Source organism: Synechococcus sp. NB0720_010 (assembly GCF_023078835.1).
Lineage (GTDB): Bacteria > Cyanobacteriota > Cyanobacteriia > PCC-6307 > Cyanobiaceae > Vulcanococcus.
In genome coordinates this window covers 224,620-236,183 of the sequence record NZ_CP090898.1, presented here as the reverse complement: position 1 = coordinate 236,183, position 11,564 = coordinate 224,620, and the positions used below count along the sequence as shown (strand labels likewise).

The 11,564-nt window shown below is 63.1% G+C and carries 14 protein-coding genes; 4 read left to right on the top strand and 10 right to left on the bottom strand.

Features of this window, described 5'->3' with window-relative positions:
- Positions 1–3 precede the first annotated feature (3 nt).
- From LY254_RS01285 to LY254_RS01245, 9 genes are all read right to left on the bottom strand, one after another.
- Positions 4–1,224 carry a hypothetical protein gene (locus LY254_RS01285; protein ID WP_247478314.1) on the bottom strand — a complete coding sequence of 407 codons (1,221 nt, stop codon included), beginning with the start codon at positions 1,222–1,224 and terminating at the stop codon, positions 4–6.
- A gap of 31 nt (positions 1,225–1,255) precedes the next feature.
- The gene (gene tsf / locus LY254_RS01280; protein WP_010316911.1) at positions 1,256–1,912 is read right to left on the bottom strand and encodes a translation elongation factor Ts; all 657 of its coding nucleotides are present in this window, start codon (positions 1,910–1,912) and stop codon (positions 1,256–1,258) included.
- 106 nt (positions 1,913–2,018) lie between these two features.
- Positions 2,019–2,738: a 30S ribosomal protein S2 gene (gene rpsB / locus LY254_RS01275; protein WP_010316910.1), complete on the bottom strand. Its 720-nt coding sequence runs from the start codon at positions 2,736–2,738 to the stop codon at positions 2,019–2,021.
- 140 nt (positions 2,739–2,878) lie between these two features.
- A complete protein-coding gene (locus LY254_RS01270) occupies positions 2,879–3,811 on the bottom strand; it encodes a glycosyltransferase family 2 protein (RefSeq protein ID WP_247478312.1) in 933 nt (310 codons plus the stop codon).
- Positions 3,812–3,883: 72 nt separating this feature from the next.
- On the bottom strand, positions 3,884–4,039 hold the full coding sequence (locus tag LY254_RS01265) for a hypothetical protein (RefSeq protein ID WP_006850288.1): 156 nt from the start codon (positions 4,037–4,039) through the stop codon (positions 3,884–3,886).
- Positions 4,040–4,086: 47 nt separating this feature from the next.
- A complete protein-coding gene (locus LY254_RS01260; RefSeq protein ID WP_247478311.1) occupies positions 4,087–4,797 on the bottom strand; it encodes a DevA family ABC transporter ATP-binding protein in 711 nt (236 codons plus the stop codon).
- Positions 4,798–4,801: 4 nt separating this feature from the next.
- Positions 4,802–5,989, bottom strand: coding sequence for an ABC transporter permease DevC (gene devC / locus LY254_RS01255; RefSeq protein WP_247478309.1), 1,188 nt, complete (start codon positions 5,987–5,989; stop codon positions 4,802–4,804).
- The gene (locus tag LY254_RS01250; RefSeq protein ID WP_247478308.1) at positions 5,986–6,894 is read right to left on the bottom strand and encodes an HlyD family efflux transporter periplasmic adaptor subunit; all 909 of its coding nucleotides are present in this window, start codon (positions 6,892–6,894) and stop codon (positions 5,986–5,988) included. Before LY254_RS01250 ends, devC begins: the two co-directional genes overlap by 4 nt.
- Complete coding sequence (locus LY254_RS01245; RefSeq protein ID WP_247478306.1) at positions 6,894–7,625, bottom strand: phycocyanobilin:ferredoxin oxidoreductase; 732 nt, start codon at positions 7,623–7,625, stop codon at positions 6,894–6,896. Before LY254_RS01245 ends, LY254_RS01250 begins: the two co-directional genes overlap by 1 nt.
- Between LY254_RS01245 and LY254_RS01240 the strand changes: the two genes are divergently transcribed.
- Both LY254_RS01240 and LY254_RS01235 read left to right on the top strand, forming a co-directional pair.
- Complete coding sequence (locus tag LY254_RS01240; RefSeq protein WP_371820482.1) at positions 7,603–8,952, top strand: M16 family metallopeptidase; 1,350 nt, start codon at positions 7,603–7,605, stop codon at positions 8,950–8,952. The two genes, LY254_RS01245 and LY254_RS01240, sit on opposite strands and share 23 nt — an antisense overlap.
- Positions 8,949–10,232: a pitrilysin family protein gene (locus LY254_RS01235; protein ID WP_247478302.1), complete on the top strand. Its 1,284-nt coding sequence runs from the start codon at positions 8,949–8,951 to the stop codon at positions 10,230–10,232. Before LY254_RS01240 ends, LY254_RS01235 begins: the two co-directional genes overlap by 4 nt.
- On the opposite strand, the gene LY254_RS01230 is transcribed toward LY254_RS01235, so the two are convergent.
- Positions 10,229–10,447 (bottom strand): DUF3148 domain-containing protein, encoded by a 219-nt coding sequence (locus tag LY254_RS01230; RefSeq protein WP_010316884.1) that lies wholly within the window; start codon positions 10,445–10,447, stop codon positions 10,229–10,231. The two genes, LY254_RS01235 and LY254_RS01230, sit on opposite strands and share 4 nt — an antisense overlap.
- A gap of 55 nt (positions 10,448–10,502) precedes the next feature.
- Here LY254_RS01230 and LY254_RS01225 point away from each other — a divergent pair, with 55 nt between their 5' ends.
- Both LY254_RS01225 and lspA read left to right on the top strand, forming a co-directional pair.
- Entirely contained in the window at positions 10,503–11,075 is a 573-nt protein-coding gene (locus LY254_RS01225; protein WP_247478301.1) for a biotin transporter BioY, read from the top strand.
- Positions 11,075–11,524: a signal peptidase II gene (lspA, locus tag LY254_RS01220; RefSeq protein WP_010316882.1), complete on the top strand. Its 450-nt coding sequence runs from the start codon at positions 11,075–11,077 to the stop codon at positions 11,522–11,524. The genes LY254_RS01225 and lspA overlap by 1 nt, the downstream gene beginning before the upstream one ends.
- The last annotated feature ends 40 nt before the right edge of the window (positions 11,525–11,564 follow it).

The window sequence follows — 11,564 nt, the reverse complement described above, 5'->3', positions numbered from 1 at the left end:
GCGCTAGCTGCGATCCGTTGCTGGATTCTGGGTGGGGGCGCTGTCCTGAAACCACTGGTGCTCTGCCTCGAGGGCACTAACCCGGCGCTGCCAGGTGCGATACCGCTTGGCCATTGTGCGCAATGTGCGGCGCCTCTGTTCCAAGCGCTGACGGCAGGTGCGCAAACGGGGTTGTTCAAACTCCAGATCCGGACCACGCAACAGCAGGGTCAAGACCTCGGTCGGGGCGAGGGAGGGCGCCGCTGGATTCAGGGTGAGAGGCAGAGCCATCCGCAGGACATTGGCTGGCGCAGGCAGGGCCTCGACCTGTCCATCCAAGACCGCATCCAGGAGATTCAAAGGGAGCAAGCCCTGCGCCAGACCCACGCGCATCATCTCCACATTGATGGCATGGGAGAGGTTGCGCAGACGTCGGCGCAGAGCACGATCGAAATGGGCCCACCAGCGCACCTGAAGCAGGGGATCGCGAGGCAGATGAGAACTGACGACGTCCGAGTCGAAGCTCTCGAACGGAAGGCCTTCGGAATCGCCCACCTCGTCCCCAGACTCCTCAACCTCGGGGGTCTCGGACTCGGAGGACCGTGCTGACAGGGTCTCGGAGGCCATCGAGAACAGGGACTGAAGCAGGGCTAAATCTCCCTCAGGCGGAGCTGGCTCGGCAGACGGAACCTCGTCTTCCTCGGTTACACGAGGACGCGGGGTCAATGGTGGCAATCCCGGCACACCTCGGTCAAACAGATCGGCCCCCAGGGGGAGATCCAGGCTGAGATTGATCGACTGGGGCGATGGAGCCTCAGCAGGCCGTTCAACGGGCGGAGAGCTCGGGGTGGCTTCTTCTTGGCCCTCCAGCATGCTTTGCAGAATTTTTTGCTGCTCCTGCAGCTGCCGGCGCTGTTGCTTGCGGGCCTGCTGGGCGGCCAGACCCATCACCTGCTCGACAGTGAGCAGGGAACAGGAGCGTTTCACCAAACTTTGGAGACGCCGCTGAAACGTCTGACGGCGCTCTGGTGTCAGCTGGTTGTAGCGCTCAGGAACCACCTGGGTCGCCAAATGAAAACAGGCCTGCTGCACGCTGTGCAACAGGCCATCCCGCAGAACCTGCAGGTACAGGGCGAGGTCGCGGTAGAGGGCCGGAGTGAACTCCTCTTGCTGCTGAAGCAGCGAGAGGAGTTGTGCCTTGGCCTCGTCCAGGGATCGTGTGTTGGGATCCAGAGGACGACTCACGGCACCAGAGCGCTGAAGGGACGAGTCCCGATCAAGCAGCCTGCATGGCAGCCACTTCAGCCGCGAAGTCCATCTTCTCGACTTCGATGCCCTCGCCCAGGTTGAAGCGAACGAAGCGGCGCACCTGGATGTTCTCGCCGACCTTGCCAGAGACCTGCTTAACCAGTTCGTCGACGGTCAGGGCGCTGTCCTTGATGTAGGCCTGATCGAGGAGGGACATCTCCTTCAGGCGCTTGCCGATACGGCCAGCCACGATCTTCTCTTTCATCTCCTCCTTCTTGCCGGCGAGGTCATCGCGGCCCATCTCAATCTGCTTCTCGCGCTCGGCGACTTCAGCGGGGATGTCCTCGACCTTGACGTAGTCAACGTTGGGGCATGCAGCGACCTGCATGGCCACGTTGCGCACGAGCTCCTGGAAGATCTCGCCACGGGCGACGAAATCGGTTTCGCAGTTCACTTCAACCAGAACGCCGACGCGGGCACCGGTGTGGATGTAGCTACCGATAGCGCCCTCAGCGGCGGCACGGCCAGCCTTCTTCTCGGCGGAGGCAATGCCCTTCTGACGCAGCCACTCGACGGCCTTGTCCTTGTCGCCCTTCGTTTCGTTGAGGGCCTTCTTGCAGTCCATCATCCCTGCGCCGGTCATATCGCGCAGTTCTTTGACGAGCTTGGCGGAGATCTCAGCCATGGTGCGTTGCGGTGATGAAGAGGGGAAAATTCAAAACAGGGGCCCAACACCGAAGAGCTTCCCCGGGGGGAAGCTCCTGGCATCAACCACTGGGGTCAGGAACGAATCAGGCCTGAACGTCGTCGTAGGCAGCTTGCTCGTTGGAGCCGTGGCGACCTTCGTTGATGGCATCCGCCAGACGGCCGAGCACCAGTTGAACGGAGCGCACTGCGTCGTCGTTGCAGGGGATGGGCACGTCGCAGAGGTCGGGGTCGCAGTTGGTGTCGAGCATGGACACCAGGGGAATGTCCAGCTTGCGGGCTTCGAGCACGGCGTTCGTCTCGCGGCGTTGGTCCACCAGGACCACCACGTCGGGAAGGCGACGCATGTTCTTGAGACCACCCAGGTACTTCTGCAGGCGGTCCAGCTCGCGGCGCAGCACTGCGGCTTCCTTCTTAGGACGCATGGCGATGGCGCCGGAGGACTCCATCCGCTCGAGGTCCTTCAGGCGGTCGATGCGGGCACGCATCGTGGTCCAGTTGGTGAGCATGCCGCCCAGCCAGCGCTGGTTCACGTAGGCAGCACCACAGCGGCTGGCTTCGAGGGCAATCACCTCAGAGGCCTGCTTTTTGGTTCCCACAAACAGGAAGCGCTTGCCGCTGCGTGCGGCACTGCGGACCCACTTGTAGGCGTTGTTCATGCAAACCGCGGTTTGCACGAGGTCAATGATGTGGACGCCGTTGCGCGCGCAGTAGATGTAGCGCGACATCTTGGGGTTCCAACGGCGAGTTTGGTGCCCAAAGTGAGCACCCGCCTCCATCATTTCGGCGAGAGTGACGACAGCCATGTTGTGTTGAGGTTTCGGGTTTGCCTCCACCTGCCAGGGATCCACCGAACAGGACGAACCTGAATCACCGGTTGATCACCCGAAACGCGCAGGTGTGCGGTTTGAAAGTGCCTGGAAACACTACCAAACGGGCCTTCTGCTCAGCGCAGACCGGCGGCCCGAGCCTCGGCATAAAGCGCCCTGACACCGATGCGATTGAGAGGAAGCCGGAGTAGCTCCATGGCCCATGCCGCTTGGCCCTGACGAATCAGCCAAGCCAGCAGCGGCCGAAGGCTGCGCTCATTCAAGAGACCACCCAGGGTCAGTAGCTCCCAGAGCACCCGATGGAGGATGGTGAATTGAATGATGAACCGCACCCGCCGGGTGGGGTGTTTTTTGTAGAAGACCAGACCCATCTTGGCCCGCTCCCCCTCGACGGCGATCAGGCGGGGGACCTGCTCCAAGCTCAGGGGCGGGTGCCAGTGATAGCCAACCGCAGCTGGACAACGGACCAGCACGACGCCCATCTGCCGCAGCCGCTCGCCCAACTCAAGGTCTTCCCAGCCATAGAGCCGGAAGCGGGTGTCAAACAGGCCACTGCGCTCAAGAACCTCACGGTCAATCGCGACATTCCCGGTGGCGAAATAGGCCCAGGAGAGATCGCGGAGCTTGTGGGGTTCGCTGGTCGGATCTTCAAAATTGGCGGTGTTGATCACCGCTCCATAGGTGAAGCAGAGGCGGTCGCCCCGCTCCTGCCAGCTCTGGTTCAGCTGGCTGGCGTGACTCAGGAGAAAGTCCTCCGTCACCACCAGGTCGCTGTCAATAAAAACAATCACGTCACCACGGGCGTGATCCACCCCGCGGTTGCGCCCCTCAGCCGGTCCACCGTGGTCCTGTTGGACCAGGCGGACATGGGGGAGATCGGCCTGATGGCGGCCCAACCAAGCCACGGTGTCGTCGGTGGACCCGTCATCCACCACCACCACCTCGTAGTTGCTGATCGGTGCAGCCAGTCGCTGGCTCTCGAGGGCACGCAGGCACTTCTCGAGAATCGGCAGACGGTTGTAGGTGGGGATGACGACGCTGAGGAACATGGCCAGGTCGACGATTCGAGCAAAAAAAAGGGATCCCTCAGGATCCCAGAGCAGTCAAATTGCGAGAGCTGATCAGTCAGCAGCGCCGCCGTTGTTGGCGGTGCCGGTCACGCCATTACCTGCGCCTTCGCCGCGACCGTCGTTACGCATCTTCCGCTTTTTGAACTTGCGGGCGTACGCGCGGTTGCGCTCTTGCTTTTCCTTCTTGAGGTTGCGGCGTTTGGCCATCGAAACGGCGTGAAGTTCGGGTTAGTCCCCACAGTACTGAATCGCCCTCAGTGCTGAACGGATAACGCGGGCTTTCCTGCCTCCAGCAGACGGCCATCCTCCATGCGCACCAGGCGATCAGCGATATCCAAGATCCGCGGATCATGGGTGACCATCAGGACCGCACAGCCCTGATCCCGGGCCAAACGCCTTAAAAGTTCCACCACCTCACGACCCGTTTGCGAATCCAACGCTGCGGTGGGTTCATCGGCGAGCAGCAAGCGCGGGTGGGCTGCGAGGGCACGGGCAATCGCCACGCGCTGCTTCTGACCGCCGGAGAGGTCATGGGGCAACTTATGCAGTTCGTCCCCGAGGCCCACGGCCCGAAGCCACTCCCTGGATTGATCACGCCGGGCGCGGTAGCTCAGGCCAGGCAGCAGGTCCGATCCCATCTGCACGTTTTGCTCCGCCGTCAGGCAGCGCAGCAGATTGTGTCCTTGAAAAATCATGCCGATCGAGCGGCGCAGCCGCTGACGATCGCGGCGACTGGCTCCGGCCAGCTGTTGGCCCAACACCTCTACGGATCCTTCTTGAACGGAGCGCAGGGCGCCGACAAGGGTCAGCAGGGTGGTCTTGCCGCAGCCGGAGGGTCCCGTCAGCAGCACGACCTCGCCGGCCGCAACGGTCAGGTTGACGCCCTGGAGGACCTGGCGCCGCATGGTCCCCGATCCATAGAAATGGGAGAGCTCCCGAAGATCAACTGCAGCGGAGGTGGCCATCGGGTCAGAAAATCTCTGCGGGATCGGCGTCGGCCAGGCGACGCATGGCCAGCCCTGCTGACGCCATGCACATCACCAGAATCATGCTGAACACGGTGATGGCGCGGGCGGAGTCCATGAACACCGGCAGTTGGGTGGCAGAGCGCACCATGAGATAGAGGCCCTGGCCTGCGGCATAGGCCGGGAGATAGCCAAAGGCGGCCAGCAGCAGTCCTTCGCGGGCAACGACCCCAAGCAGGCTGGGCAGCTTGTAGCCCATCGCCATCAAGGTCGCGTACTCCGGCAGGTGGTCACTCACGTCGGAATAGAGCACCTGATAGACGATCACGCAGCCAACGACGAATCCCATGGCGGCCCCGAGCGTGAAGATGAAGCCGATGGAGGTGCTGGTGCGCCAGTAGTTCTGCTCGAAATCAATAAAGCCCTGCTTGGTGAGCACCTTGACGTCGCTGGGCAGTTGAGCCTGCAGACGTTGGGCGACGGCGATGGGATCGCTTCCGGGTTTCAGGCGAACCAAGCCGACCTCGATGCTCCCGGGCGGGGTGTTGGGAAGCAGATCGATGAAGGTCTCCGAGCTGGTCAGCAGATTTCCATCCGCTCCAAAGGAGGTTCCCAAGCCCACCAAACCAGCCACGCGGACGCGCTTGCCGGCAATTTCACTCTCCACCGTGCGCCCCTCACGGAACCACTCGGCCACCGGTCCAAATTCCGGTCGGGACTGCTCATCAAAAAGAACCCGCCCCTTTTGAGTCAGCGCCCGCGCCTTTGGGGCCAGCGAAGGATCGGTGAAGAGGGGATCATTGGGCTCAAAGCCCAGGGTCAAGATGGAGCGTGTGCCCCGCGTATCGGGGTTGCGCCAGAGCAACAAATTCCAGTGAACCGGCGTGATCCCCTCCACCTCTGGAGCCGCCATGGTCTGGACCAAACGGCGCTTGGGGAAGCCGGCCATGCTCACCGAACTGGTGGACCGGGGACTGATCAGCACCAGATCGGCGTCAAACAGCCGGTGAATCGTGACGCTGGCATCAAACAGCCCGTCACGGAAGCCCAGCTGCATGAACATCAGGATCCCGGCAAAACTGATGCCCGCAAGCGCTACAGCCAGACGCACTGGCTGCCGGGTTAATAGCAGCAGGGCCAGGGGAATGCGCCGGCGTTGCCAGATCCCCTCAAACCAACGCTGAAGACTCACGGCTCAAAGCGCGCGATGACCTTCAGGCCCGAGAGCTGCTGCACACGCTTGGCATCGGCGGGATCCAGGGCGAGTCGCACTTCGACGATGCGAGCGTCCGCATCGCCCGTGGGATCGGTGGAGAGCACATCCCGCTGCCGGATCTGCGGTGAAATCCGCAGCACTTCAGCCTTCAGCTTGCCGCTGAAGCCTCCGTTTTCACTGATCAACGAAGCACTCTGGCCCAGGCGAATCCGACCGATGTCGCTTTCGTAGACCTCGGCGATCGCCTCCATGCGGTCACTGGCGCCAACCGACAGGATGCCGTCCGAACCAGGACGCTCCCCAGGACGGGCATAGACCCGCAATACCGTCCCATCAATGGGTGAGCGGAGTTGGCTGTCCTTGAGGTCCACTTCAATGCCTCGCTTCTCAGCGAGGGCTTGACGCCGTTGTCCTTCGAAGGTCGCCAGCTCGTCTTGCTTCTCCTCTAGGAGCACCATGCTGGCGGCACCTTCCCTGGAGGCTTCGCGGTAGCGACTCACCTCACGACGCTGCATCGCGATCGAGCGATCCAGGGTGCCAATACGGGCATTGATCGCCGCGAGATCAGCCAAGAGTCCGGGGCGGTTATCAAAGGTGGCCAGGATCTGACCGCGCTTGACCCGGTCACCTTCTTGGACCGAAAGGCTGCTGATGCGGGGGCTGCCGCCCATCGACCCCATAGGAGCGGCCAGCTTGCGGACGTCGCCGGCGGGTTCCAGTCGACCCAGGGCCGAAACGGATTCAATTCTGGGTTGAACAACCGGGGCCGGAGGCACCGGGGCGGGCCGGTCCAGGGCACGACCAATCACCACGGCAAGCAGCAGCAGAGCCACTGCTCCACCGCCACTTCGCCAGGGATATCGCTTCAGCCACTGCAGCATCACTGCAGGGGCAGTGGATCGTCGAAGAGCAACTCCTCGATGTAGCGATCGGCCCACTCGGGATTGAAGGCTTTCTCGAGCACGCGGCGGGTCTTGTCGTTGCGCTTCTGTTGCTGGCAATACGAAAGCTGGCCGCTATGTCGCCTCACCGTATCTGGGTGATCGATGGGCTGAGGAACAGCCTCTGCACTGGCCTCACCCAACACCCGCAGAAAATCACTGACCAGCTCGATAAAGCGTTGCTCTTCCGCTGCATCCGCAGGACGGACAAATCGGACATAGGGAGAAAAGATCGTCCCCCACTCAGGCAGCTCACGCTCCTGGCTGAACGCGCGCTTCGGCAGGGCCTCCAGACGCTGAAGGACCGCCTGCGGCAGGGCGCCATCCACGGGCGAGAGATCAACGATTGCAGCAGAGACCACCCCACGGCCGGCAACGATGTCCGCCCCAAAGACGGGCAGGTCATAGCGGGGGTCGGGGAAAAAGACGCAGTGGAGGATCTGCAGGCCGGCTCCAAGCCGTGCGGTTTCCAGGTGCAACTTGCGCAGACCGCGGCTGGAGCGCAATTCATTGCGGATGAAGAGGTCCTCCCCATCGAGGCTGCCGCTAATGGCCTCCAATTGGGGATCCACCGCCAGTGGCTGCAGCTCCGGCAAGGAGGACCACTGCTGACGGATGCGCTCAGCGAGGGCGTCAACGAGCGGATGAATGCCGAGGGCAGCAGAACTCATCGGGGCTGAAGCGGCGACCGTCCTGGCGATCCTGCCAGCAGAATGGGGCGAACCACAGGTTCTCAATCCGTTGTCAGGTCTGAACACCGCTCCGCTGCCTGAACCGCAGCGTGGTCAGCTCGCCAACGGAACGTCCCTGGTGCAACTCGATCTGCCGAATGCACCTGTGGTCTGCCTTGACTTTTGGTGCCGCTCCGGCAGTGGAGTGGAGGCCCCCGGGGAGGCGGGGATCGCCCACTTCCTCGAGCACATGGTCTTCAAAGGAAGTCACAGCCTTCAAGCCGGTGAATTTGACCAGCGCATCGAAGCGCTTGGGGGCAACAGCAATGCAGCCACCGGCTTCGACGACGTGCACTATCACGTCCTGATTCCGCCCGAAGCCTGCGCTGAAGCACTGGAGCTGCTCACTGATCTGGTGCTTCAACCGCGCTTGGACCGCAGCGATTTCGACATGGAGCGCCAGGTGGTGCTCGAGGAACTCGCCCAGAGTGAGGACCAACCGGAAGAAGTGGCTTTTCAGCGGCTGCTCAAGCAAAGCTGCCTGGATCACGCCTATGGCAAAGCGATCCTGGGGGACCGGGACGCACTCCTTGGCCACACCCCGGAGGCCATGGCGCGCTTCCACGCCCGTCATTACCGCGCCGATCGTTGTTGCCTTTCGGTGGCAGGGCCGCTGGCGGCGTTGCAACTGGAAGAGCAACTCCAGTGCTCAGCCTTGGCGCAGTTGGTCCCCTCCGATGCCGACGCAAGGCCTGCTCCACTGCAGTTCATGCCCGGTGAAGAGCGACTGGAACTGCCCCGGCTGGAGGCCGCCAGGCTCTTAATGGCCTGGCCGCTGCCCGGTGCAGCTGACCAAATGTCTGTGGTTGGTGGGGACCTGCTCACCACCCTGTTGGCGGAGGGACGGCGCAGTCGCCTGGTGGAGCGACTGCGGGAGCAGCTTCGTCTGGTGGAAAGCGTTGATCTCGATCTCAACGTCTTGGAGTCCGGCTGCCTTGTCTTGCTTGAGGCGGTCTGTGAGCCCGAACACCTCAGCCGTGTTCGAGCGGAAATCAATGGCGTCCTGAAGGCACTGCAGCAGGAGATCCCAAGCGAAGCCGAGGTGGAGCGGGCCCGGCGATTGGTCGGCAACGGCTACCGCTTCAGCCTGGAGGCGCCAAGCGCCGTCGCCGCGATGGTTGGCAACAGCGCGCTGTGGGATCGCAAGCACAACCTCCAAGCCCCGCTCGACTGGCTCGAGGAATGGGACGGACAGCGCCTGGTGCAGGACGTCGTCCCCCAACTGCAGCCGGAGCGGGCCTTTGTGTTGGAGGCGGTTCCAGCATGAGGAGCGCCGGCGTGCAACAACGTGAGCTCAGTGGCGGCTGTCCGCTCTGGCTCATCGAGCGTCCAGGTCCAGCCATCCTCTCGGCCAAGCTCTGGATCCGCGGCGGAAGCAGCGCCGACCCCACTGGCCAGCGGGGAGCCTCCCAACTGCTCGCGGGGGTGCTGAGCCGGGGCTGCGGGCCGTTCAGTGGCGACGCCCTGGCTGATCTCGTTGAAGGCCGGGGTGCAGGACTGCGCTGTGAGGCCGCCGAAGACGGCACCTTGATCAGCCTGAAGTGCGCCAGTGATGACGCGGCTCTCTTGCTGCCGCTGGTCCTGCAGATGGTCACCAGCCCGTGGCTGGTCGAGGACCAGGTGACCCTCGAGCGTCAACTCAATCTGCAAACCCTGCAGCGGCAGAAGGAGGACCCCTTCCAGGTCGCCCACGATCAACTGCGTCAGCAGCTCTACGGCTCAGGGCCCTACGGCCACGACCCCCTGGGTGTTGAGGCCGAACTCTGCGCATTGGCTCGACCGCAACTCGAGCAGATGACCCACCAGCTCGGGCAAGAGGGTGCCGTGATGGTCCTGGCGGGCCAGATCCCAGCGGAGCCCGAGCAACTGTTGCTGCATCAGCTCGAGGGCCAGAGCTGGAGGACCCAGGCACCAAAGCGCCTGGCCGGAGCCTCCGGGCTCAAGCAGGTCTCACTGGCGAGCAACGTCGATGAGACCGAGCAGTTGGTCTTGATGCTTGGGACCACCACAGCTCCCCTCGGCAGTGAGCAGGCCCTGGCCCTACGGCTGCTGCATTGCCACCTGGGCATCGGCATGTCCAGCCGCCTCTTTGTGGCCCTACGGGAGGAACACGGCCTGGCCTACGACGTGGGGGTGCACTACCCCGCGCGCCTCGGGGATGCCCCCTTCGTGTTCCATCTCTCCAGCTCGAGTGAGCGAGCTGAGGAAGCCACCCGCGAGCTGCTCAATGAATGGCTGCGCCTGCTCGAGGAGCCCATCAGTGATGCACAACTCCAGCTGGCCAAGGCGAAGTTCAAAGGTCAGGAGGCCTTAGGGCGCCAAACCTGCAGCCAAGTGGCCGATCGCCACTCCCTGGTCCTCGGCCATGGCCTGCCCTTCGACTTTGCCGATCGCTGTCTTCTCGAAGCTGAAGCGCTGACGCCGAGCGATCTCCACCAAGCAGCGCAGGCGCTGCTGCAGGGACCGTCCTTGAGCCTCTGCGGACCGCAGGACGCGATTGAGGCAGCAACGGCGGTCTGGACGGGGCATCCACTGAACCGGTCTTAAACCGGTTCCAGTTGCTTGAGCTCCAGCAAAAAGGTGCCGCGACGGAAACGGACGGCAACTTGATCCAAGGCCTTGAGGGCCACCACCTGGCCAACCTCGTCGGCGTCGATCAAATCAGGTGGGCGCAGCATCGACATCGCGTCGGCTGTCTTGAGATAGCTGGGTTGAGCCAGCAGACGCACCTGAGTGCCAACGCTGATGGATTCCTGGGACATCGGTCGTTGCAAGACCACCACTCTCCTGCAGGATGGTCCCACTGAGAGGCCAACTGTGCGCGCCCTTGCCAACTGGAGTGGTGCCCTCGCTGGATTGCTGCTGATCCTCTGTGGAGGGTTGATTCAGGCCGCGATCCCTTGGCCAGGCAGCCAGGGCGTCTCGTTCGTGCCCCTGCCCATGACCTTGCAGGTGCCAGCCCTGCTCTTTACGGCCTTGGTCTGCGGACATCGTCCGGCCATGTTGGCCGGCATGGCCTACATCAGCCTGGGGCTCTTCCAGCTCCCGGTTTTTCAGGGTGGCGGCGGGTTGAGCTACCTCAGCGATCCCGCTTTTGGCTATCTGGCTGGGTTCCTACCAGCTGCCTGGCTGACCGGCCGCCTCGCCCAGCAGCAGGACATGGATGACCTGCTGAATCTTGTGGCTGCAGCGGTCCTGGGGCTGTTGATCCTTCAGGGTTGCGGCCTGGCCAACCTCCTGCTCGGCGGGCTGTTCCAGCGCTGGGGCGGACAGCTGCCCCAGTTGGTGCTGACCTACAGCCTTGGGCCGCTGCTCCCCCAACTGCTCCTCTGTTGTGCGGTGGCCGTTCTCGCCTGGCCGACCCGACGCCTGTTGTTGCTGGACCGTTGATGAAGCGGAGCTACTGGATCGCCATCGCCGTTGTGCTGATGGACCAGATCAGCAAGGCCTGGGCCGTGGACCATCTGGCCGGAGTGGGCGTTCGTCCGCTGCTTCCAGGACTGCTCCAACTGCAGCTGGTCTTCAACAGCGGTGCGGCCTTCAGCATGCTGGAGGGAAACGCCAACCTGTTGGGAGTGGTCAGCCTCGCGGTCGCCGTGGGGCTTGTGTTCTGGATCCAGACGAGCGGTCCACTGGATCGCTGGCAGGCCATGGGCCTGGGGTTCTTGCTGGGGGGAGCCGTTGGCAATGGAATCGACCGCTGGCGCTTGGGGCGGGTGGTGGACTTCCTGGAGTTTGTGCCGATCTCCTTCCCGATCTTCAACCTCGCGGATGTCGCCATCAACCTCGCGGTTCTTTGCCTAGCGCTCTCGCTCTTTCCCGCTTGGCGCAGGCACTAATCAAGGGGATCATCGGAGCGCGTGGTCAAGGAGCCCTTGA